The 23,394-nt window shown below is 69.5% G+C and carries 14 protein-coding genes, 5 pseudogenes and 1 CRISPR repeat array; of the genes and pseudogenes, 11 read left to right on the top strand and 8 right to left on the bottom strand.

Translation table 11 applies throughout. From position 1 onward, the window contains the following. Nucleotides 1-111: 111 nt before the first annotated feature. The 4 genes and pseudogenes from H0I39_RS03725 to H0I39_RS03740 all read right to left on the bottom strand — a co-directional run bounded on the left by H0I39_RS03725 (nt 112) and on the right by H0I39_RS03740 (nt 3,271). The gene (locus tag H0I39_RS03725) at nt 112-606 is read right to left on the bottom strand and encodes a redoxin domain-containing protein (RefSeq protein WP_180549609.1); all 495 of its coding nucleotides are present in this window, start codon (nt 604-606) and stop codon (nt 112-114) included. Between the two features lie 254 nt (nt 607-860). Then, nucleotides 861-2,520: pseudogene (gene ettA / locus H0I39_RS03730) on the bottom strand (energy-dependent translational throttle protein EttA). A 161-nt stretch (nt 2,521-2,681) separates the two neighbouring features. Continuing rightward, the gene (locus H0I39_RS03735) at nt 2,682-2,846 is read right to left on the bottom strand and encodes a hypothetical protein (RefSeq protein ID WP_180549610.1); all 165 of its coding nucleotides are present in this window, start codon (nt 2,844-2,846) and stop codon (nt 2,682-2,684) included. Beyond that, a complete protein-coding gene (locus tag H0I39_RS03740) occupies nt 2,792-3,271 on the bottom strand; it encodes a hypothetical protein (protein ID WP_180549611.1) in 480 nt (159 codons plus the stop codon). The genes H0I39_RS03735 and H0I39_RS03740 overlap by 55 nt, the downstream gene beginning before the upstream one ends. A gap of 212 nt (nt 3,272-3,483) precedes the next feature. On the opposite strand from H0I39_RS03740, the pseudogene H0I39_RS03745 reads away from it, so the two are divergent. Beyond that, nucleotides 3,484-5,314, top strand: a pseudogene (locus H0I39_RS03745) (DEAD/DEAH box helicase). Between the two features lie 374 nt (nt 5,315-5,688). On the opposite strand, the gene H0I39_RS03750 reads toward H0I39_RS03745, so the two are convergent. Further along, complete coding sequence (locus H0I39_RS03750; protein WP_257645598.1) at nt 5,689-6,093, bottom strand: cupin domain-containing protein; 405 nt, start codon at nt 6,091-6,093, stop codon at nt 5,689-5,691. 134 nt (nt 6,094-6,227) lie between these two features. Here H0I39_RS03750 and H0I39_RS03755 point away from each other — a divergent pair, with 134 nt between their 5' ends. From H0I39_RS03755 to H0I39_RS03795, 9 genes are all read left to right on the top strand, one after another. Beyond that, nucleotides 6,228-7,700, top strand: a complete 1,473-nt coding sequence (locus H0I39_RS03755) for an MFS transporter (protein ID WP_180549612.1) — start codon at nt 6,228-6,230, stop codon at nt 7,698-7,700. A 91-nt stretch (nt 7,701-7,791) separates the two neighbouring features. Continuing rightward, nucleotides 7,792-8,505 carry a hypothetical protein gene (locus H0I39_RS03760; protein WP_257645599.1) on the top strand — a complete coding sequence of 238 codons (714 nt, stop codon included), beginning with the start codon at nt 7,792-7,794 and terminating at the stop codon, nt 8,503-8,505. Between the two features lie 155 nt (nt 8,506-8,660). Further along, nucleotides 8,661-9,266, top strand: a complete 606-nt coding sequence (locus H0I39_RS03765) for a sigma-70 family RNA polymerase sigma factor (protein WP_257645600.1) — start codon at nt 8,661-8,663, stop codon at nt 9,264-9,266. Then, nucleotides 9,263-9,451 carry a hypothetical protein gene (locus tag H0I39_RS03770; protein WP_180549613.1) on the top strand — a complete coding sequence of 63 codons (189 nt, stop codon included), beginning with the start codon at nt 9,263-9,265 and terminating at the stop codon, nt 9,449-9,451. Before H0I39_RS03765 ends, H0I39_RS03770 begins: the two co-directional genes overlap by 4 nt. Nucleotides 9,452-9,561: 110 nt before the next feature. Then, on the top strand, nt 9,562-10,590 hold the full coding sequence (locus tag H0I39_RS23695) for an ankyrin repeat domain-containing protein (RefSeq protein WP_180549614.1): 1,029 nt from the start codon (nt 9,562-9,564) through the stop codon (nt 10,588-10,590). 83 nt (nt 10,591-10,673) lie between these two features. Beyond that, nucleotides 10,674-11,456: an SDR family NAD(P)-dependent oxidoreductase gene (locus tag H0I39_RS03780; RefSeq protein ID WP_180549615.1), complete on the top strand. Its 783-nt coding sequence runs from the start codon at nt 10,674-10,676 to the stop codon at nt 11,454-11,456. Nucleotides 11,457-11,572: 116 nt separating this feature from the next. Further along, entirely contained in the window at nt 11,573-12,397 is an 825-nt protein-coding gene (locus H0I39_RS03785) for a metallophosphoesterase (RefSeq protein ID WP_180549616.1), read from the top strand. A 213-nt stretch (nt 12,398-12,610) separates the two neighbouring features. Continuing rightward, nucleotides 12,611-14,047, top strand: a complete 1,437-nt coding sequence (locus H0I39_RS03790; protein WP_308645759.1) for an AMP-binding protein — start codon at nt 12,611-12,613, stop codon at nt 14,045-14,047. A gap of 41 nt (nt 14,048-14,088) precedes the next feature. Continuing rightward, a complete protein-coding gene (locus H0I39_RS03795) occupies nt 14,089-14,628 on the top strand; it encodes a PaaI family thioesterase (RefSeq protein ID WP_180549617.1) in 540 nt (179 codons plus the stop codon). Nucleotides 14,629-14,647: 19 nt separating this feature from the next. Here the strand turns inward: H0I39_RS03795 and H0I39_RS03800 are convergent. Next, nucleotides 14,648-18,342, bottom strand: a pseudogene (locus H0I39_RS03800) (hydantoinase B/oxoprolinase family protein). A gap of 297 nt (nt 18,343-18,639) precedes the next feature. Between H0I39_RS03800 and H0I39_RS03805 the strand changes: the two are divergent. Next, nucleotides 18,640-19,624 (top strand): annotated as a pseudogene (locus H0I39_RS03805) (TRAP transporter substrate-binding protein). Nucleotides 19,625-19,767: 143 nt separating this feature from the next. Further along, a CRISPR array of direct repeats spans nt 19,768-22,228; the repeat unit is 37 nt; unit sequence GTTTCAATCCGCGCCCGCCATTGCTGGCGGGCGATGC. Between the two features lie 202 nt (nt 22,229-22,430). Here the strand turns inward: H0I39_RS03805 and cas2 are convergent. Further along, nucleotides 22,431-22,721 (bottom strand): CRISPR-associated endonuclease Cas2, encoded by a 291-nt coding sequence (cas2, locus tag H0I39_RS03810; protein ID WP_180549618.1) that lies wholly within the window; start codon nt 22,719-22,721, stop codon nt 22,431-22,433. Between the two features lie 207 nt (nt 22,722-22,928). Next, nucleotides 22,929-23,350 (bottom strand): annotated as a pseudogene (gene cas1 / locus H0I39_RS21510) (CRISPR-associated endonuclease Cas1); the annotation flags it as partial. Between the last annotated feature and the right edge of the window lie 44 nt (nt 23,351-23,394).

Genomic DNA, 23,394 nt, shown 5'->3' on the forward strand with positions numbered 1-23,394 from the left:
CCTCGAGTGGCGCCCAAGAAGTCACCATACCCGAAAAGCTGCAACAGGATGCAAACCACACCGCCCGACGCAGCCAAGCCCGAGGCTGCCGTGACCGAAGCCCGCTCCGCGTCAGTCGGCCGCCACGGCCGGCTCGGCCAGCAGGCGGCCCAGAGCCACGCCCAGTTGCAGGTCGTCCACATGCCCGAAGTGCCGCAGGCGCAAGCGGCCCTGGCGATCCAGCACCAGCGTGGTCGGCGTGCCCTGCAGCCCCAGCCGCGCCATGGTGCGCGGAATCGGCTGGCCGTCGCCTGAAGGTGCATCCACGCCGACGGGAAAGCTCAGCCTGTATTCATGGATGAAGGCCAGCAGCGCGTGCGGCTGCATGGCGTCGTGGTGCTCGAACACCGTGTGCAGACCGACCACCGCCACGCCCTGGTCTCCATACAGCTCATGCAGCTTGCGCGCCTGCGGAATGGCGTGGATCACGCAGCCCGGGCACAGCATCTGGAAGGCATGGATCAGCACCACCTGCCCGCGCAGATCGGCCAGGCGCAATGGCCCGTCGGTGTTGAACCATTGGGCGACGTCCCATTCGGGCATCGCGGCGTCGGTCGCAGCGTTCATGGCGAACTCCCGTTGCAGAAGTCTGGAACGCTAACCCAACCCACATGCACCGGCCAGCAGCAGGGCCATCCGGCAGAAACGCCCGCATCCGGCACATCAGCGAGCCGCTGGAGCGAAACCTGGTTCTTGAAGCGGCTGCGCAGCAAGCCGACCCCATGGCCGCGGAGCAGGCCACGCGGGAACGCCGCGGCCGGGGTCTCCCCGGCCGCCAGCGTTGTCCCCTTCGGGGAAGGCGCGCAGCGCCACAGGGGCGCTTATTTCAACGCCTTGTACCGCATCCGCTTCGGCTTGGCCCCTTCTTCGCCCAGGCGCTTGATCTTGTCGGCCTCGTACTCCTGGTAGTTGCCGTCGAAGAAGGTCCATTGCGAATCACCCTCGGCAGCCAGGATGTGGGTGCAGATGCGGTCGAGGAACCAGCGGTCATGGCTGATGACCATCACGCTGCCGGCAAGCTCCAGCAGCGCGTCTTCCAGCGCGCGCAGGGTTTCGACGTCAAGGTCGTTCGAGGGCTCGTCCAGCAGCAGCACGTTGCCGCCCTGCATCAGCGTCTTGGCCAGGTGCAGGCGGCCACGCTCGCCGCCCGACAGCATGCCGACCTTCTTCTGCTGGTCCTGGCCGTTGAAGTTGAAGCGGCCCGCGTAGGCGCGGCTGGGCATCTGGAACTTGCCGACGGTGATGATGTCGAGCCCGCCCGAGATGTCCTCCCACACCGTCTTGTCGGCCGACAGCGCGTCGCGGCTCTGGTCGACGAAGGCCATCTGCACGGTCTTGCCGATGGTGACTTCGCCGCTGTCAGGCTGTTCGATGCCGGCGATCAGCTTGAACAGCGTCGACTTGCCGGCGCCGTTGGGGCCGATGATGCCGACGATGGCACCGGCCGGCACCTTGAAGCTGAGGTTGTCGATCAGCAGACGGTCGCCGAAGCTCTTTGACACGCCCTTGAACTCGATCACTTCGGTGCCCAGGCGTTCGGCTACGGGGATGAAGATCTCCTGCGTTTCGTTGCGCTTCTGGTATTCGTAGTCGCTCAGCTCCTCGAAGCGGGCCAGGCGCGCCTTGCTCTTGGCCTGGCGGCCTTTGGGGTTCTGGCGCGCCCACTCCAGTTCCTTCTTCATGGCCTTGGCGCGGGCGTCCTCGCTGCGCTGCTCCTGGCGCAGGCGCGCTTCCTTCTGCTCCAGCCAGCTCGAGTAGTTGCCCTTGTACGGAATGCCGTGGCCGCGGTCGAGTTCCAGAATCCACTCGGCTGCGTTGTCGAGGAAGTAGCGGTCGTGCGTGATGGCGACGACGGTGCCGGTGAAGCGCTTGAGGAAGATCTCCAACCACTCGACGGATTCGGCGTCCAGGTGGTTGGTGGGTTCGTCCAGCAGCAGCATGTCGGGCTTGGACAGCAGCAGCTTGCACAGCGCCACGCGGCGCTTCTCGCCGCCCGAGCTTGCCGATCACCGCATCCCACGGCGGCAGGCGCAGCGCGTCGGCGGCGATTTCCAGCTGGTGCTCGCTGTCGGTGCCGGCGGCGGCGATGACGGCCTCCAGCTTGCCCTGCTCTTCGCTCAGCGCGTCGAAGTCGGCGTCGGGCTCGGCATAGGCGGCGTAGATTTCCTCCAGCCGCGCCTTGGCCGCGTTGACCTCGCCCATCGCCTCTTCCACCGCCTGGCGCACGGTGTGCTCGGGGTTGAGCTGCGGCTCCTGCGGCAGGTAGCCGATGTCCAGGCCCGGCATGGGAATGGCCTCGCCCTCGATGTCCTTGTCGATGCCGGCCATGATCTTCAGCAGCGTCGACTTGCCCGAGCCGTTCAGGCCCAGCACGCCGATCTTGGCGCCCGGGAAGAAGCTGAGCGAGATGTCCTTCAGGATCTGCCGCTTGGGCGGCACGATCTTGCCGACGCGGTTCATGGAAAAAACGTATTGGGCCATTTTTACTCTCGAATCAATAGCTGCCAGCGCACGTCAGTATTGCGCTGCAGGCCAAAAAGGCTTGAAAAAGGGAAGAGGGCGGCGCTGGGGTCAGCCGTGCAGGCGGCGCGCCGGACAGGGGCGATTATCGGCGCTGCGCGGTGGCTCGGCCACGGCGGCCGTCAATCACCGGGCGGCGGCGCGTCGCCTGTGTCCACGTCGTCGTCCAGGCCCGGCCCGCCGGGCGGCAGCGTCAGCAGCGACTGCAGCGCCGGCGGCAGGTAGCTGCGCGTCAGCCAGTCGGGCGCGGCGGGCCAGTCGGCCCAGTCGGTGCCGCGCAGCACCATGTGCAGCGCGTGCAGCCAGCGGTGCAGGCCGGTGCGGGAAAGGCGCAGGCGGCGCTGACCGGCGGGGTGTGAAACACCAGATCGTGCTGCGCGCCCGGCGCCTCCAGCGCGAACTGGGCGCACAGCACGGCGTGCTGCAGGGCGGGGGCGTTGGCGGCCTCGCGCCCCATCTGCAGCGCCCGGCCCTGCTCACCGGGCTGCGGCTGATTCAGCGAGGCGTCGTGCGCCGCGGCGGCGCGCTCGGTGGCGGGCCGCGCGGCGGCCGCGGGCGACGTGGCGGCCGCCGATTCGAGCACGCCCACCACCGCCTGCACCATGGCGCGCGCCAGCCGGCGCGTGATCCACACGCGCTGCGGCCAGGCGGCGCAGCTGATCCAGATGCGGTCTTCCGAAACGTTGTAGCCAAAAGTGGTGGAAACAGCCATGGCGCGGCGCGAACCGTGAAAGCGGACACCATGCGATAATAGGCGCGTCTGCAGCCCACCAGTTTGCTGCAGGCCAGCTCTTCCGCTGGGGCGTTGCCGGTCACTCCAAACCGCGAGCCCATCCCAAGAAGAACCCGCTGCAGCCTTCAACTGGCCGGCCCCCGCCGGATCAGGCCCGCGGCACAAGCGCCCAGAGACCGGCGCATCCATTGATGAACTTTGACCAACTGAACCTGGCCCCCGCCATCCTGCGGGCTGTGCAAGAGCAGGGCTACACGGCCCCCACCCCCATCCAGGCGCAAGCCATTCCGCTGGTGCTCGAAGGCCACGACCTGCTGGCCGGCGCGCAGACCGGCACCGGCAAGACGGCCGGCTTCACGCTGCCGATGCTGCACAAGCTCAGCACCACGCCGGCGCGTCAGCCGGGCGCCATCCGCGCCCTGGTGCTGACGCCCACGCGCGAACTCGCGGCCCAAGTCGAGGAGTCGGTGCGCACCTACGGCCAGTATCTCGACCTGAAGTCCACCGTGATCTTCGGCGGCGTGGGCATGAACCCGCAGGTCGACCGCATCCGCCGCGGCGTCGACATCCTGGTGGCCACGCCGGGCCGCCTGCTGGACCTGGAAGGCCAGGACCACATCGACCTGTCGAACATCGAGATCCTGGTCCTCGACGAAGCCGACCGCATGCTCGACATGGGCTTCATCCACGACGTGAAGAAGGTGCTGGCGCTGCTGCCCAGGGACAAGCAGAGCCTGCTGTTCTCGGCCACCTTCAGCGACGAGATCCGCGAGCTGGTAACGGCCTGCTCAAGAGCCCCAAGAGCGTGCAGGTCACGCCGCCCAACACCACGGTCGAGCGCATCGCGCAGGTCATCTACCCCGTGGGCCGCGCCCGCAAGAAGGACGTGCTGGCGCACCTGATCGGCGAGAACGACTGGGCCAGGTGCTGGTGTTCACGCGCACCAAGTTCGGCGCCAACAAGGTGGCCGACTTCCTGAACGACCGCGGCATCAAGGCCATGGCGCTGCACGGCAACAAGAGCCAGAGCGCCCGCACCCAGGCGCTGGCCGAGTTCAAGACGGGCGACCTGCGCGCGCTGGTGGCCACCGACATCGCCGCGCGCGGCATCGACATCGACGAGCTGCCGCACGTCGTCAACTTCGACATCCCCAACGTGCCCGAGGACTACGTGCACCGCATCGGCCGCACCGGCCGCGCCGGCGCCAGCGGCGAGGCCGTGAGCCTGGTGTGCATGGACGAGGAAGGCTTCATGCACGAGATCGAGAAGTTCACCAGGCAGCAGATCCCGGTGCGCATGCTCGACGGCTTCGGCCCCGAGGAAGGCGAACGCGCCGAGCCCATCGCCATGGGCCGCCAGACGCTGTGGGGCGGCCTGGGCAAGCCGCCCAGCCGCGAGGTGATGCAGGCCGCCGCCAAGGCCGCGCGCCAGGAGATGATGCAGCGCATCCGCGAGAACAAGGCCGGCCAGGGCCCGCGCGGCGCCGGCCGCGGCCAGCCGCCGGCCCGCCCCAAGCCGCAGGCTCCGCGCACCGCCGCCGAAGGCCAGCCGCTGGTCGAAGGCGCGGTGGAGCTGAATGCCGACGGCACGCCCCTGTCCGCCGCCGACCAGCCGATGGGCCAGCGCACCGGCCGCAACCGCCGCCGCGGCCGCGGCAAGGGCAACGGCCCCGTCGGCGCCAACGGCCCGCAGCAGCAGCCGCGCCCGCAAGGCGCCCACCAGCCGCGCCCCACGCGCGAGTTCGGCTTCGACGACGAGGACGAGCGCGACATCGACCACCTGCCGCGTAACATCGACCCGCTGCAGACCAACCTGCACGGGCGCCGCAACGCCCCGCGCGGCCCCAGCCACGGCGCCGTGGGCCAGCCCGACCCGATGCGCACCAGCATCGACCTGATGGGCAAGGGCGGCGGCGGTGGCCGCAACCGCAACCGCTCCGGCGGGGGTGGTGGCGGCTACGGCGGCAACCGCAGTGGCGGTGGTGGTGGCGGTGGCAACCGCCGCGGCGGCTTCAGCCGCTGATCGACCGCGCCGCACCGGCAACAGGGGCCTTGGAAGGGCCCTTTTTGTACCCGGAAACGGGTTCGGTGCCCGTGCAGCCAGCGCGGCCAGCGGCGACACTCACATTCCGTTTCCAGATCGAAGCGGCATGAATCTCGTCGTTCCGGCGAAAGCCGGAATCCAGACGACGCGCGTGCGCAGCGCATGGATCCCGGCTTGCGCCGGGATGACGATGGCCAACGTCTTGAGGTGGAAACCGGGAACCGTCGTCGAGCTGCGTGCAGCTCGACCGGTCTGCGCTCACTCATGGGGAGTATGCTTGCTCAGATCCCGTCCACCAAGCGCTGCCAGCCATATATAGGGGAGTATTTGTTGAAGCACGCCCCCAGGCACCGTCACCGCGGCGCGCGCACGAACAGTGTCGCCAGCGGCTCATCGCCCACCTGCCGGCTGCGGTGGCCGTGCACCGCGGCGTCGAAGATGGCGCCGGGCGGCAGGGTGTCGTTCGAGTAGAAGCACTGCCCCGGCCCGAACACGCGCGTGCTGCCGTCCTGCAGGCCGATCTCCATCTGCCCCTGCAGCACCACCAGCCACTGCGGCGTGGTGGTGCAGTGGAAGTCGCTGGCAAAGCCCACCGGGCTCCAGCGGAACTGGCTGCCGCCCGAGGCCGCCAAGGCCGACAGGCGGGCCGCCGGCGTGCCCTCGCTCAGCGGCACGCGCAGATCGCGAAAACGCGCCACGCCGTCGGCGCCGGTGAACAGTTCGGGCAGGGTCATCTCGGCGGCGGGCGATGCGGTCATGGGCGGGCGTGGCGGGTGGACAACGGCGCACCGAGCGTAACGCACCGCGCCTGCGCTGGCGCAAGACAGCGGGCCGTGGGCGATGTGATGATCATCAAACCATCATCTCTCGGGCGCATGCTTGCCCCCTTGCCATGACCACTCCATCCGCTGCCCCGCCCGCCGCCGCCTTCCAGGGCAACGACCGGCTGCTGTTCGGCATGATCGCCGGGCTGGTCACCTTCTGGCTGTTCGCCCAGACCATGCTGAACGTGGCGCCCGACATGCGGCGCGACCTGGGCGTGGCCTCGGGCACCATGAACGTGGCGGTGTCGCTCACTTCGCTGTTCTCGGGCATCTTCACGGTGGTGATGGGTGGCCTGGCCGACCGGCTGGGGCGCATGCGCATCATGCGGCTGGGCTTCGGGCTGTCGATCGCCGGCTCGCTGCTGGTGGCGCTGGCGCCGGCGGGCGCGCTGGCCGCGCCGGTGCTGCTGCTGGGGCGCGCCATCCAGGGGCTGTCGGCGGCGTGCATCATGCCGGCCGGGCTGGCGCTGATCAAGACCTGGTGGCAGGACGCCGGGCGCCAGCGCGCGGTCAGCATGTGGTCGATCGGCTCCTGGGGCGCGTCGGGCCTGTGCTCGCTGTTCGGCGGGCTGATGGCGGCGCAGTTCGGCTGGCGCGCGATCTTCTTCACCTCCATCGCGGTGGCGCTGCTGGGGCTGTGGATGATCCGCGGCGCGCCCGAAAGCAAGGCGCAAGGCAGCGACAACGCCAGGTTCGACCTGGCCGGCGTGCTGCTGTTCATGCTGACCATGATCGCGCTGGAGGTGTTCATCACCCAGGGCAGCAAGCTCGGCTGGGCCAGCGCCGCCACGCTGGGCCTGGCCGCCGCCACGCTGGTGCTGGGCGCGCTGTTCGTGTGGCTGGAGACGCGGCCCGGGCGCCACAACTTCGTCGATTTCAGCCTGTTCAAAAGCCGCACCTACACCGGCGCGGCGCTGTCCAACTTCCTGCTCAACACCGTGGCCGGCACGCTGCTGGTGGCGCTGCAGTTGGTGCAACTGGGCGGCGGCATGAGCGCCCGGCAGGCCGGCCTGCTGACGCTGGGCTACGCCATCGCCATCATCCTGTTCATCCGCGTGGGCGAGAAGCTGCTGCAGCGCTTCGGCCCGCGCCAGCCCATGCTGTGGGGCTGCCTGATCACCGGCTTGGCCATTGCTCTGCTGTCGCCCGCCAACCTGCTGCTGGAGCAGTACCGCGTGCTGTCGGTCATCGGCTTCACGCTGTTCGGCATCGGCCTGGCCTTCTACGCCACGCCGTCGACCGACGCCGCGCTGTCCAGCCTGCCGGCGGCGCAGGCGGGTGCGGGCGCCGGCATCTACAAGATGACCTCGTCGCTCGGCTCGGCGCTGGGCGTGGCCATCTCGGGCTCGATCTTCACCGCCATCAGCAGCACCGGCGCGCCCTGGCTGGAGGGCGTGATCCCCTTCCCCGGCCGGCAGGACAACCTGGCCGTGCGCCAGGCCGCCATGGTGGCGCTGGGCTTCAACGGGGTGATGGTGGCGCTGGCCGCGCTGTCGGTGGTGCTGACCATCCCCAAGGGCAAGCGCGCCGAGCCGTATTGACGATTCGTCACACTTTCGCCGCCCGCGCTTGACCCCGTTGGCGCGGCGGCGCCGTTTCAGCAGACTCCAACACTTGTTTCTGGAGCCCCGCATGAAACCCCTGCCCCCGCTGCTGTCCGCCCTGGCCCTGGCCGCCGGCCTGCTCACCGCCCTGCCCGCCCACGCCGTCGGCGGGCTGGTCGACGTCAACGTGATCGACCGCGACAGCGGCGCCACCCTGCCCGTGTACCGCCACCAAGGCGAGTGGTGGATCGCCGGGCGCCCCGGCGCGCGCTACGCGATCGAGGTGCGCAACGCCGCGCCGGGCCGCGTGCTGGGCGTGATGGCGGTGGACGGCGTCAACGTCATCAGCGGCGACACCGCCTCCTGGGAGCAGACCGGCTACGTGCTGGCGCGTCGGCAGACGGCGCAGATCACCGGCTGGCGCAAGAGCGATGCCGAGGTGGCGGCGTTCCACTTCACGGCGCTGCCGCAGTCCTACGCCGCGCGCACCGGCCGGCCCGACCATGTGGGCGTGATCGGCGTGGCGGTGTTCCGCGAGAAGGCGGTGCCGCCGCCGCCACCCATCGCGCCCCGGCCCTGGCCGCGCGACGGGCGCTTCGGCGGCGGCGCACCCGCTGCCAGCGCCGATGCCGCCGGCCCGGCCGCCGAATCCGCCGCGCGCCAGCGCTCCCCGCGTCGCCCCAGCTGGGCACCGGCCATGGCGCGCGCGAAGCCTCGTACACCCGCCACACCACGTTCGAGCGCCGCAGCGCGCAGCCCGACGAAGTCATCACCCTCCGCTACGACAGCCGCGAGAACCTGATGGCGCTGGGCATCATCCCGCCCGATGCGCGGCGCCGGCCAGACGCCTTCCCCGACGCCCCGTCGGCGCGCTACGTGCCCGACCCGCCGGCGTGGCGCTGAACCTGCCCTGCACGGGTGATGGCGCGGGCGCGGGGCGTCGACATAATCGGCCCCATGTCCGTGCAGGCCGCCACCGCCGATGAGCAGCTCATGCGCGCCTACGCCGGCGGCGACGCTACCGCGTTCGAAACCCTGTACGACCGCCACGCGGCGCGCGTGTGGCGCTACATTCTTCGAAGCACGGGCGATGCCGCCACGGCCGACGACCTGGCGCAGGAGGTGTGGTTCAGCGTGGCGCGCCAGGCCGGGCAGTACGCGCCGCGCGCCTCGGCCCCCGGCCTGCCGCTGGCGCGCTTCACCACCTGGCTGTTCACCATCGCGCGGCACCGCGTGGTTGACCACCTGCGCGCCACGCGCCCGCAGGCCAGCCTGGATGCGCCCGCGGGCGACGACGCCGGCCAGACCCTGGCCGACACGCTGGCCGCGCCCTCCGGCTTCGGCCCGGTGCGCCGCATCGAGACGCGCCAGCAGGCGGCGCAGCTGCTGGCCGCGCTGGACGCCCTGCCGCCCGAGCAACGCGAGGCCTTTCTGCTGCAGGCCGAGGCCGACATGAGCGTGGCCGACATCGCCAGCACCACCGGCGTGCCGTTCGAAACCGCCAGGAGCCGCCTGCGCTACGCCCGCGCCGCGCTGCGCCGCACGCTGGAGACCATGGCATGACCCCCGACCCGATGCCGCGCCCGACCGAGGACGAACTCGTCGCGTGCTACCACGAGGCCGCGGCGCTCCAGGGCGCCGGCCCCAGTGCCGACCTGCGCGCCGCCGTGCTGGCGCAGGCCGAGGTGACGGCGTGGAAGCACGCCGATGCGGCCGAGAACCCGGATGAAATTGCTATCGAAAAATAGCTTCCAGCGCAGACACAGCAAGAGCTGAGGCCGAATTTGCCTCTGAACTGCCGCTGCGCGCCGCCGCCGCGGCCGAGGCGGCCAACGACCGCCGCTGGTTCATCCCCGCCGTGGCCAGCGTGGCCGTGCTGGGCCTGGCCGCGCTGCTGGCGCTGCAGTTCGACCGCGGCGATCCGGCCGACCAGGCCGTGGCGTTGGGTCAGCGCGGCGCACCGGCTGCTGAGGTGGCCGACCCCGCGCCCTCCGAACCGACGGCCAGCGACGCCGTGGCGGCAGCGCCGTCTGCCGAAACCGTGCCCGAACCCGCCCCAGCCAGCGCGCTGCCGCCACCTGCCTCACCTGAGCCACCCGCGCCACCGCCCGTGGCCGCGCCGGCCGAACCACTCCGCGCGAGCGGCGAAGCGGCCGCAGGGCCGGCCCGCGAACGCGCGGCCGAGCGCCCCGCCCCGCGCCCGCCGCCAAGCCCGCGCCCGCGCCGCGTGCCAAGCCCCGGCACCCGCCCGCGACGACCGCGCCGCCACGCGCCGCAGCGCCCCGCAGACGCACCCACCCCGCGCCGTGCGCCCGCCGCCGCCGCCACGCAGGAACCGGCCCCGACCGCGCCCACCGCCGCACCGCCGGCACCTGATGCGGCCGCCCCGCCGCCCACGCGCGATGCCGCCCGCCGCCCCGGCCCCGGCGGCGAGTTCGCGGCGCCCGACGTGGCGTATGAACATGACCGCGCGCCCACCGCGCCAGCCACTGCGCCCCGCGCCTTCCCCGGCCTGCAGCGGCCCGGCTCCGCCATGGACATGGCGGCCGACCCCGCCGATGCCGCGCCCGCGCCGCAGGCCGCACCGCGCGCCCCGGCGCTGACGCCGGCACAGCGCCTGCTGGCCGCGGCGACGCAAGGGCAGATCGCCGCCGCGCGCGACGCGCTGCAACGCGGCGCGCCGGTGAACGCCAGCGACGCCAGCGGCCGCACGGCGCTGATGCTGGCCGCGCGGCGCGGCGACGTGGGCATGGCCCGCCTGCTGGTGGGCGCCGGTGCCGATGCGCGCCGCACCGACCGCCAGGGCGTGAGCGCCATCGAGCACGCGCGCCGCGCCGGCCACGAGGCGCTGGCCCGGCACCTGGAACAAGGCGGCGGCGCGCCATGATCGTTTACTATGCTGTTGATAGCTGCTCGCGCCCTACTAGCGGGCGCTGGCGGCCATTTTGTTCATGAAAACCGAGGAGCCCCATGACCGCATCTTCCACCGCCATCCGCTTCGGCCTGCAGGGCCGCGTCGCCATCGTCACCGGCGGTTCGCAGGGCATTGGCGAAGCCTGTGCGCGCCGCTTCGCGCAGGAAGGCGCACAGGTCGTCATCGCCGACCTGGCCGATGAGCGCGGCCGCGCACTGGCCGCTGAACTGCAGGCGCGCTACGTGCACTGCGACGTGGGCGACAAGGCCCAGGTCGACGCGCTGGTGGCCGAGGTGATGCAGGCGCACGGCCGCATCGACGTGCTGGTGAACAACGCCGGCATCTTCCGCGCCGCCGACTTCCTCGACGTGACCGAGGAAGACTTCGACGCCGTGCTGCGCGTCAACCTGAAGGGCTCGTTTCTCGTCGCGCAGGCCGTGGGGCGCGAGATGGCCAGGGCCGGGCGCGGCAGCATTGTCAACATGAGCAGCGTGAACAGCGTGCTGGCGATTCCCAACATCGCCAGCTACAACGTCAGCAAGGGCGGCATCAACCAGCTCACGCGCGCCATGGCGCTGGCGCTGGCCGACCGGGGCGTGCGCGTCAACGCCGTCGGCCCCGGCACCATCGCCACCGAGCTGGCCGCCAAGGCGGTGCTGACCAGCGAGGAAGCGAAGAACAAGATCATGATGCGCACGCCGCTCAAGCGCCTGGGCGAGCCGAGCGAGATCGCCGACGTGGTGGCCTTCCTGGCCAGCGATGCATCAAGTTACATCACCGGCGAGATCATCATGGTGGACGGCGGGCGCATGGCGCTGAACTACACGGTGCCGACCTGATCATTCACACTGGCATCGGCGTGGCGTGCCGATTTCCGCGATGGGGCGCAACTATTGCGCACCGGCGCCCCGGCCACCCACGCCGCTGCCTGCAAGCCGATGACAATTCGCTCGTCATGTTGATCGCCCACCTCACCGACGCCCACCTGGGTCTCGACCCCGGCGGGCTGGTCGGCCGCATCGAGCCGGCCGCGGCGCTGCGCCGCGCGCTGGCGCATGTGCGCGGGCTGGGCACGCCGGCCGATGTGCTGCTGCTCAGCGGCGACCTGACCGAATCGGGCGCCGATGCCGATTACCAGACGCTGCGCCGGCTGTTCGACGAGGAACTGCCCGGCCACCGCCACCACCAGCCGCGCGTGCTGGCCGTGGGCGGCAACCACGATTTGCCGCTGCGCGCCCGCCAGCACCTGGCCGACTGGATGCCCGCGCCCGACAACCTGCCGCCCGGGCTGGTGTGCGTGAAGGCCGAGCATGGTGGCCTGCACTTCATCGGCCTGGATACCGTGGTGCCCGGCCAGCCGCACGGCGAACTGGGCAGCGCCCAGCTCGACTGGCTGGCGACCACGCTGCAATCGCTGGCCGGCCAGCCGGTGTTGATCTTCATGCACCACCCGCCCATGCTGACCGGCATGGCGGCGATGGACGACTGCGGCCTGCGCCACGGCCGCGCCGAGCTGGCGCGCCTGATCGCCGCGCATGGCCAGGTGCAGCTGGTGGCCGCCGGCCACATGCACCGCCCCATCCTGGGCGCGCTGGGTGGCGCGCCGGTGGTGGTGGCGCCCTCCACCTCGCACCAGATCGAGCTGGACCTGAACCCCAACGCACCGCTGGCCGTGCGGCTGGAGCCGCCCATGATCGGCCTGTACCGCTGGACGCCCGAGGACGGCATCGCCTGCCACTTCAGCCACGTGCAGGCGTTCGACGGGCCATTCCCGATCTGACGCCAGCGACCGCGGTCGCTTCTTTATTGATAGCTGCTGTCGCTTGCTGTACAAGCGCTGAAGGCCGTTTTTACCCAAAATCGGCAAGCACATCACCGTACGGAACGAGGAGACACCCATGACCCTGGCCCACCTGCTGCTGCGCCAGGCGCGCCAGCGCCCCGATTCGCCCGCCATCCTTGAAGGCGCGGCGCTGCATGCCACGCACGGGCAGTGGGCCGCGCGCAGTGCGGGGCTGGCAGCCGCCTGCGTGAAGCAGGCCTGCAGCCGGGCGACCGCGTGCTGCTGTTCGCACGCAACCACCCGCGCTACCTGGAGGTGCTGTGGGGCCTGTGGTGGGCCGGGCTGGTGGCCGTGCCGGTCAACGCCAAGCTGCACCCGCGCGAGGTGGAATGGATCGCCGCCAACTGCGGCGCGCGCTGGACTTTCGTCACCAGCGACGTGGCGCCCGAGCCGCTGGCCCGCATCGAGCGCCAGATCGACCTGGAAAGCGACGAAGCCGCCGCCCTGCTCGCGCCCGTGCCCGATCCCTTCGCCGTGCCCCTGGCCGAGCGCGACCTGGGCGACACCGCCTGGCTGTTCTACACCAGCGGCACCACCGGCCGCCCCAAGGGCGTGATGCTGACGCACCGCAACCTGATGACCATGGGTCTGGGCTACCACGTCGATGTCGATCCAGTGGCGCAGGGCGACGCCATCGTTTACGCCGCACCCATCTCGCACGGTGCCGGCATCTACGCCATCCCGCACCTGATGGCCGGCGCGCGCCACGTGGTGCCGGCCTCGGGCGGGGTCGATCCGGCCGAGCTGTTCGCGCTCGGGCGTGCCATTGGGCCGCTGTCGCTGTTCGCCGCGCCCACCATCGTCGGGCGGCTGGTGGACGAGGCCGAGCAGCAGGCCCTGTCGCCCGCCGACTGCGCACAGAGCTTCAAGACCATCGTCTACGGCGGCGCGCCGATGTACGTGGCCGACATCCAGCGCGCCCTGCGCGTGATGGGTCCGCGCTTCGTGCAGATCTACGGCCAGGGCGAAACGCCGATGGTCGGCACCGTGCTGTCGCGCGCCGACCTGGCGAACTCCGCCCACCCCCGTTACCTGGCCCGCATCGCCAGCATCGGCGTGGCGCAGACGCCCGTGCGCGTGCGCGTGACCGATGCCGAAGGGCGCGACCTGCCGCTGGGCGAGATCGGCGAGATCGTGGTCAAAGGCGACAGCGTGATGGCCGGCTACTGGGCCAACCCGGAAGCCACGGCCGTGGCCGTGAAGGACGGCTGGCTGTTCACCGGCGACATGGGCGCGCTCGACGCCGACGGCTACCTGACCCTGAAGGACCGCAGCAAGGACCTGATCATCAGCGGCGGCAGCAACATCTACCCGCGCGAGGTGGAAGAGACGCTGCTGCACGCCCCCGGCGTGGCAGAGGTGGCGGTGGTGGGCGAGCCGGATGCCGAATGGGGCGAGAACGTCGTCGCCTTCGTCGTGCTACAGGCCGGTGCGGACGTGACGGAGGCCGCGCTCGACGCGCATTGCCTGGCCGAGATCGCCCGCTTCAAGCGCCCCAAACGCTATATCTTCGTGAGCGCGCTGCCGAAGAACAACTACGGCAAGGTGTTGAAAACCGAGTTGCGCGCGCGACTGACGTCGACTTGAAGCCTGTGCATCATGTGCCACAGGGAAACCCGAGACGAACCATGACCCAGAACCATCTCGACCAATGGCTTGCCGATGAAAAGGCGATTCTCGAACGCCTCGAAAAAGGTCCCGGCCCCGGCGTGGCGCGCATGGACCAGATCGCCGGCCTGACGGGGCTGGAGCTGATGCAGGGCGTGCTGGACGGCACGCTGCCCTACGCGGCGATTGCCAAAACGCTCGACTTCGTGATGGTCGAGGTCGGCAAGGGCCGCGCGGTGTTCCAGGGCACGCCGGGGCCGCAGTTGCTCAACCCCATGGGCACGGTGCACGGCGGCTGGTTTGCCACGCTGCTGGATTCGGCGCTGGGCTGCGCCGTGCACACCCTGATGCCGGCCGGGCGCGCCTACACCACGGCAGAGCTGGGCGTGAACCTGGTGAAGGCCCTCACGCCCAAGGTGCCGCGCGTGCGCGCCGAGGGCCAGGTGATCCACTGCGGGCGCCAGCTGGCCACGGCCGAGGCGCGGCTGGTGGGGCCGGACGGCACGCTGTACGCGCACGCCACCACCACCTGCCTGGTGTTCGATCTGCCGGCGGCCTGAACCGGCGAGGCGGCCGCCATCAGGCGGCGCCGAACCCGCCGCCACCCGGCGTGTGGATCTCGAAGATGTCCCCGGCTGCATCTCGGCGCTGCCGATGTGCTGCAGCTCTTCCTGCGTGCCGTCGGCGCGCACCACGCGGTTGATGCCGGTGGCGCCCTCGCCACCACCCGCCATGCCGAAGGCGCCACGCACGCGGCCGTTGCTGAGGATGCTGGCGGTCATCGGCTGCAGGAAGCGCAGGCGCCGCACGCCACCGTTGCCGCCATTCCACTGGCCCTGGCCACCTGAGTCGCTGCGGATCTCATAGCTTTCCAACCGCACGGGAAGCGCCATTCCAGCACCTCGGGGTCGGTCATGCGCGAGTTGGTCATGTGCGTCTGCACCACGCTGGTACCCGGGAAGCCGCCCACCAGCTGGCCGTTGTCGTCGAACAGGCCCCCGGCGCCCGAGCCGCCCGAGATGGTCTCGTAGTACTGGTAGCGGTCGTTGCCGAAGGTGAAGTTGTTCACCGTGCACTGGCTGGCGCCCATCAGGCCCAGTGCGCCGATGATGGCGTTGGTGATGCAGGTCGAGGTTTCGACGTTGCCCGCCACCACGCTGGCCGGCGGACTGGGCCGCAGCATGCAGCCTTCGGGGATGACCACCTCGATCGGCTTCAGGCAGCCGGCGTTGAGCGGGATGTCGTCATCGACCAGCATGCGGAACACATACAGCACCGCCGCCATGCACACCGCCGTGGGCGCGTTGAAGTTGTTGGCCTGCTGCGGCGAGGTGCCGGTGAAATCCACCCTGGCACTGCGCGCCGTGCCGTCGATGGTGACGGCCACCTGGATCTGCGCGCCGTTGTCCAGCGGCAGGGTGAACTGCCCGCCCTGCATGCGCGCGGCCAGCTTGGTGATGGCGCGGCGCACGCTTTCCTCGGCGTTGTCCTGCACGTGGCGCATGTAGGCCTGCACCACGTCCAGGCCGAACTGCTCGACCATCTTGCGCAGCTCCTGCACGCCCTTCTCGTTGGCGGCGATCTGTGCCTTCAGGTCGGCCATGTTCTGCTGCGGGTTGCGGCTGGGGTATTCGCCGCTGGCCAGCAGGTCCAGCATTTCCCTTTCACGCAGGTGGCCCTGATCGACCAGCTTGACGTTGTCGATCTGCACGCCTTCCTCCTCGATGCGGGTGGAGAACGGCGGCATCGAGCCGGGCGAGATGCCACCCACATCCGCATGGTGGCCGCGTGAGCCGACGTAGAAGATCGGTTGCTGGTGCTCCTGCAGGTACACCGGCGTGATGACAGTGATATCCGGCAGGTGCGTGCCGCCGTGGTACGGGTCGTTCAGCACGTACACATCGCCGGGCTGCATGCTGCCCGCGTTGCGCGCAATCACGGTCTTGATGCTCTCGCCCATCGAGCCCAGGTGCACCGGCATGTGCGGCGCGTTGGCGATCAGGTTGCCCTCGGCATCGAACAGCGCGCAGCTGAAGTCCAGCCGCTCCTTGATGTTGACGGAGTACGCCGTGTTCTGCAGCTGCAGTCCCATCTGCTCGGCGATGTTCATGAACAGGTTGTTGAACACTTCCAGCAGCACCGGGTCCACCGTGGTGCCGGCGGCGTAGGTGACGGCGCGCGGCGCCGTGCGCTCCAGCAGGATGTGGTCGAACGTCGTCAGGCTGGCACGCCAGCCGGGCTCCACCACCGTGGTGGCGTTCTGCTCGGCGATGATGGCCGGGCCGTCGATGGCATCGCCGGGGCGCAGGTCCTCGCGCACGATCAGCGCGGCGTCGTGCCAAGCGGCCTGGCCATCCAGCCCGGCGGTGTAGATGCGCACCGTGTCGCGCTGCGGCACGGAGCGCGGCTCGTGCAGCGGGTGCCGCGCCTCCGAGGGCGCATCGCCGGCGATCACCGCCTCGACCGACACCGCCTCGACGATCATCGCCTTGCCCTCCATCAGGAAGGCGAAGCGCTGACGGTAAGCGGCCTCGAACGCGCGCGTGAGCTCGTGCAGCACCTGCTCGTCGCCCATTCCGCCCATCTCGTGGCCGCCGTGCAGGTTCGGAAACGGCACGATCAGCGCCGAGTCGGTGCCTTCGTAGCGCACGTGCGCGCGCCGGTGCACGCGGATGTCGCCGCGGCTGACTTCCTGGCGCGCCAGCTCCTCGTGCGCGGCCAGCGCCAGTTCGCCCAGCGTGTCGCGCATGGGGGCGATGTGGTCGAGCGCCAGGGGCAGTTCCACCGCCGTCTCGCGCATCACGTTCTGGTCGGCCAGGCCCATGCCGTAGGCCGACAGCACGCCCGCCAGCGGATGCACCAGCACGCGCGTCATGCCCAGCGCGTCGGCCACGCCGCAGGCGTGCTGGCCGCCGGCACCGCCGAAGCACTGCAGCGTGTAGCGCGTCACGTCGTAGCCGCGCGCCACGCTGATCTTCTTGATGGCGTTGGCCATCTGCTGCACGGCGATCTGGATGAAGCCGTGCGCCACGTCCTCGGGCAGTCGGCCTGTGGGGCGGGCGATGTCGGCAAACTTGTCGCGCACCACGTCGGCGTCCAGCGCCTGGTCGGCGGCGGGGCCGAACACCTTGGGAAAGTGCGCCGGCTGCACCTTGCCGACCATCACGTTGGCATCGGTCAGCGCCAGCGGGCCGCCGCGCCGGTAGCTCGCCGGGCCGGGGTTGGCGCCCGCGCTCTCGGGGCCGACGCGAAAGCGCGCGCCGTCGAACTGCAGGATCGAGCCCCGCCCGCCGCCACCGTGTGGATGCTCATCATGGGCGCGCGCATGCGCACCCCGGCCACCTGGGTTTCGAACTCGCGCTCGAACTGGCCCGCGTAGTGGCTCACGTCGGTGCTGGTGCCGCCCATGTCGAAGCCGATGACCTTGGGCTGGCCGGCGATCTCGGCCGTGCGGGCCATACCGACAATGCCGCCCGCCGGACCGCTGAGAATCGCGTCCTTGCCCTGGAAGGCCATCGCGTCCGTCAAGCCACCTGACGACTGCATGAAGAACAGCTTCACCCCGGCATCTCGGCCGCCACCTGCTCGACGTAGCGGCGCAGGATGGGTGACAGGTAGGCATCGACCACCGTGGTGTCGCCGCGGCTGACGAATTTCATCATCGGGCTGGTTTCGTGGCTGGTGCTGATCTGCGTGAAGCCGACCTCGCGCGCAATGCGCGCCGCCGCCTGCTCGTGCGCGCTGTGGCGGTAACCGTGCATGAACACGATGGCCACGCTGCGCAGGCCTTTCCGATACTGCGCGAGCAGCTCTTCTTTCAATAGCGATTCGTCCAGCGGCTGAATCACGTCGCCATGGGCATCCACGCGCTCCTGCGCCTCGACCACGGCGCTGTACAGCAGCTCGGGCAGCACGATGTGGCGGTCGAACAGGCGCGGACGGTTCTGGTAGGCGATGCGCAGGCCGTCGCGGAAGCCGCGCGTGGTGACCAGCAGCGTCGGCTCGCCCTTGCGCTCCAGCAGTGCGTTGGTGGCCACCGTGGTGCCCATCTTCACGCATTCGACCTGCAGCGGCGTGATCGGCGCACCCGGCGCCAGCCCCAGCAAATGGCGGATGCCGGCCACCGCGGCGTCCTTGTACTGCTCGGGGTTTTCCGACAGCAGCTTGTGGGTGACGATGCCGCCGTCGGGCCGGCGCGCCACGATATCGGTGAAGGTGCCGCCGCGGTCGATCCAGAACTGCCAGCGGGGAGAGGAGTAGGTCTTGTTCGGCATCGCAATTTACAAGTAAAAATGGCCTGCAGCGCTTGCTGGGCCAGCGCGAGCAGCTATTAAAATAAAAGCACCCTTTAGCAGGGCGTGGCTGCCCGCACGGCCTGGTCGCACGGCCCCGACATGGTACGCGGACTGGCCGCGGAAGCGGGCGCGGCCCTCCGGGCATCCCTGCAATTCAAGCCCTCCTGCTGGGCAGTCCATGGCGGCGGCGCTGTGGGCTGATTCAGGTTTTCCCCGTTGGCGGCGCTGCTGGCATGCGCCATGCTTGGGGGTTTCCACCCATTCAGGAAAGCACCCATGAAACTCACTCGACGCACCCTCCACGCCCTGTCGGGCGCGCTGCTCGCCGGCCTGGCCGTGTCGGCCGGCGCGCAGACCAAGTGGGATCTGCCCAGCGCCTACCCGGCCAGCAACATGCACACCGAGAACCTGGCGCAGTTCGTCAAGGACGTGGACGCCGCCACCGGCGGCAAGCTGAAAATCCAGGTGCACGACAACGCCTCGCTGTTCAAGGCGCCCGAGATCAAGCGCGCGGTGCAGGGTGGGCAGGCGCAGGCGGGCGAAATCCTGCTGGTCAACTTCCAGAACGAGTGGCCGCTGTGGGGCATCGACGGCATCCTTCCTGGCCACCAGCTACGCCGACTCCTTCAAGCTGTACCAGGCCAGCAAGGCTACCCTGCAGAAGAAGCTGGGCGAGCAGGGCATGGTGCTGCTGTACGCGGTGGCCTGGCCGCCGCAAGGCATCTTCACCAAGAAGCAGGTGGCCAGCGCCGCTGACATGAAGGGCATCAAGTGGCGCGCCTACAGCCCCGCCACGGCGCGCATCGGCGAACTGGTGGGCGCGCAGCCGGTGACCGTGCAGCAGGCCGAGCTGTCGCAGGCCATGGCCACCGGCGTGGTCGAGAGCTACATGAGCAGCGGCTCCACCGGCTACGACACCAAGACCTACGAGCACCTGAAATTCTTTGCCGACACGCAGGCCTGGTTGCCCAAAAACGCCGTCATCGCCAACAAGAAGGCCTTCGACGCACTCGACAAGGCAACGCAGGACGGCCTGCTGAAAGCCGCCGCCGAGGCCGAGCAGCGCGGCTGGACCGCCAGCGAGCGCAAGACGGGCGAGTACCTCGATCTGCTGAAGAAGAACGGCATGACGGTCTACCCGCCCTCGGCCCAGCTCAAGGCCGACATGCAGAAGGTGGGCGAGACCATGCTGAAGGAATGGCTGGACAAGGCCGGGCCCGAGGGCAAGGCGGTGGTGGACGCCTACCGCGCGGGCAAGTAGCCCCTGCGCCACATCGGTCGCCCTCCGAGCTCGCCTCCAGGGGCTTTTTCGTTGGAAGCGCACCAAGATACTGGTCTGTTGGTTGGACTTCAATCTTGGCGGGCGATGCCGCGCTCGTACCACTAGCGAGCCGTGGTCGGCGTATTTCAATCCGCGCCCGCCATTGCTGGCGGGCGATGCAAATTCGGGCGCGGCCATCACAGCACCACCCGAGGTTTCAATCCGCGCCCGCCATTGCTGGCGGGCGATGCGTGAAATCGACGCCCTCCCCGGTCACGCGGTACTGTTTCAATCCGCGCCCGCCATTGCTGGCGGGCGATGCGCGGCTGCATGCCCGCAGTGTGTTGCCCAATGCAGTTTCAATCCGCGCCCGCCATTGCTGGCGGGCGATGCGGCGCGGTCGCGGATCAGCGCTTCTCTGAGATCGAGTTTCAATCCGCGCCCGCCATTGCTGGCGGGCGATGCGAGGGTGCTCATGGCGTGCCCTCCTGCGCGTCATGTTTCAATCCGCGCCCGCCATTGCTGGCGGGCGATGCAGCCGGCCATGCCCTTCACGCCGACGTTGTAGGCGTTTCAATCCGCGCCCGCCATTGCTGGCGGGCGATGCTTGGGTGACCGTCAGCCCGAGCGCCGGCAGGGTGAGTTTCAATCCGCGCCCGCCATTGCTGGCGGGCGATGCACCGAACTGCTACGAAAATGCAGTTCACAGAGGGTTTCAATCCGCGCCCGCCATTGCTGGCGGGCGATGCATGTTCGGCACCGGCACGCGCGGCATCGAGATCCTGTTTCAATCCGCGCCCGCCATTGCTGGCGGGCGATGCGGGGCGGCGGTGAGCGTTAATCATTCCCCTGTGGGTTTCAATCCGCGCCCGCCATTGCTGGCGGGCGATGCGATGCGCACGCTGCGAAACCGGGGAGTCACAGTGGTTTCAATCCGCGCCCGCCATTGCTGGCGGGCGATGCCCGACGCCCGTGTTGATGGGGGGTAGGACGCGAGGTTTCAATCCGCGCCCGCCATTGCTGGCGGGCGATGCATGTTCGGCACCGGCACGCGCGGCATCGAGATCCTGTTTCAATCCGCGCCCGCCATTGCTGGCGGGCGATGCGATGCGCACGCTGCGAAACCGGGGAGTCACAGTGGTTTCAATCCGCGCCCGCCATTGCTGGCGGGCGATGCTCGATAGATCAATGTTGCCCAGCCCGATCTTTTCGTTTCAATCCGCGCCCGCCATTGCTGGCGGGCGATGCCTGATCCTCTTGCGCCTCTCTCGACGTTGCTATCGTTTCAATCCGCGCCCGCCATTGCTGGCGGGCGATGCAGGCCCGTGCCCAGGTCGAACGTGGCGTTGCTGGTGTTTCAATCCGCGCCCGCCATTGCTGGCGGGCGATGCGTCCAGGCCAGCGCCGACCACGCGCGCGGCGCGAAGTTTCAATCCGCGCCCGCCATTGCTGGCGGGCGATGCCAGGCCGGCACCACCACTGTTTCGTAAAGGGCACTGTTTCAATCCGCGCCCGCCATTGCTGGCGGGCGATGCACGGCGCTCACGCTGCGCATTCCAGTCACGATCCAGTTTCAATCCGCGCCCGCCATTGCTGGCGGGCGATGCCGGCGCCGGCGGCCTCTGCGGCGCCCCTTGGAGTTTCAATCCGCGCCCGCCATTGCTGGCGGGCGATGCCGGGTATATTTTTTGCTTGACTATGCACGCTTAGTTTCAATCCGCGCCCGCCATTGCTGGCGGGCGATGCGCAGGCCAAGCAGGGTCTTGACTGTCAGCACGTCGTTTCAATCCGCGCCCGCCATTGCTGGCGGGCGATGCCTGTTCAAGGGCGGGGGAACTGTGGGGTGACGTTGTTTCAATCCGCGCCCGCCATTGCTGGCGGGCGATGCTCGACCGCTACCGGCGCGAGGTCACCAGCAAGAAGTTTCAATCCGCGCCCGCCATTGCTGGCGGGCGATGCTGTGCAGAATCGACGCCTTCCGGCACCGTTAGCGTTTCAATCCGCGCCCGCCATTGCTGGCGGGCGATGCTGACTTCCAGCCTGCGCTACAACGCCGTCGCCTATGTTTCAATCCGCGCCCGCCATTGCTGGCGGGCGATGCGCTGGTAGCGGCTGGTGCGCAGCAGGCTGCGGATGTTTCAATCCGCGCCCGCCATTGCTGGCGGGCGATGCCTGGCACGCGCGGCCGAAGCCTACGGGGTGGAAATGTTTCAATCCGCGCCCGCCATTGCTGGCGGGCGATGCCGATCACCCATCCAGCCTGTGCCGCACGCTCACCGGTTTCAATCCGCGCCCGCCATTGCTGGCGGGCGATGCTCCAGCCCGGTAGGAGCTGCGTTAGCGGCAGGGCGTTTCAATCCGCGCCCGCCATTGCTGGCGGGCGATGCTCGGCACTTGCGCCACGGTGGTAGAGCCTGATTTTGTTTCAATCCGCGCCCGCCATTGCTGGCGGGCGATGCGGGCCTGCGCGCCTTCAATTCGGCCATCTCGCGGCGAGTTTCAATCCGCGCCCGCCATTGCTGGCGGGCGATGCCAAAGACCGAAGCGCAGAAAGCCGGCGATGCGATGTTTCAATCCGCGCCCGCCATTGCTGGCGGGCGATGCACCTCGTTGCCAAGGCATTGCCAACTCGTCACTTTTCCTTATCGAGCGCGAACTCCCGCCGCCCCATCAAAGGGACAGACAAAGATCGCATGTGAAAAAGAAAAACCATTTGGCAACAATACCTTACGAAGCGCGCGAACCTGCCTGATGCAACGCCATCACTTCAGGTTCGCGGCGCTCACGATAGCATGGCACCCATGCCCTACAGCACCAGCGGCCCATCAAAATCCACGGCCTTGAAGCTGCCATGCTCCAGCACTTCAAAGCCCCGGGTTTGCGGCATGCGGTACAGGCGCAAACAGTCCTGATCGGGATTGATTTCCGCCAGCAACCGGCGCTCCAGAGTCTCGAATTGCGCCACGTCCACCTGGCATTCAAAGACGGACTTTTGCACCCGCTGCCCCGTGCTCTCGCACACCTTGGCCACGCGGCGCAGGCGGCGCCGACCGGCGCTGGTTTCGGTGTTCACGTCGTAGCAGACCAGCACCAGCATGGCGTTTTCTTTTACTTGGGCACGAAGGGCAGATAGGGCATGGCGTCGTCGCGCAGCGCCCGGCCAGCAGCCGAGCCTGCACCAGCGGCACCAGACCCAGGGGAAGGCTTTGCGCGAGCAGTGGATGGGTGATTTCGTCCTTTTGCGCTCCTGGTAGGCGACCACCACGGCCTTGCGAGCGTCGCCCTGCAGGGTCACACCGCCGCCTTCGCGCAGATCAAAATCATCGGCCTGAACCTGCCCTCGGTTGATGAGGGTGAGCGCCAGGCGATCGGCCCAGGGGCGGAATTCCTCCATCACGTCCAGCGCCAGCGCGGCGCGCCCCGGGCGCAGGGCGTGCAAAAGCCCACTTGCGGGTCGAGCCCGGCGGCCTCCAGGGCGCTGCGACAGTCGTTCATCCACATGGCGTACAAAAAGGACAGCAGGGCGTTGAAGCGGTCGCGCGGCGGGCGGCGGGTACGGCCTTGCATGGAGAAGTGCTCGCGCTGATCCGGGCGAAGCAGCAAGGGCAGGCCGCTGAAATACTGGCGCGCAGCCTCGCCTTCCACGCCGCGCACGGCATCCAGCGTTGTGGATTCCGGCAAGGCGCGCAGACTGGCGGCCAAGTCGTCGGCCAGGCGGGCCAGCACCCTGCCTCGTCCTCGGACTTGGCTTCGCGGGCGCCGCGCTGCAA

Origin of the sequence: Ottowia beijingensis (genome assembly GCF_013423955.1) — a bacterium.
Taxonomy (GTDB): domain Bacteria; phylum Pseudomonadota; class Gammaproteobacteria; order Burkholderiales; family Burkholderiaceae_C; genus Ottowia; species Ottowia beijingensis.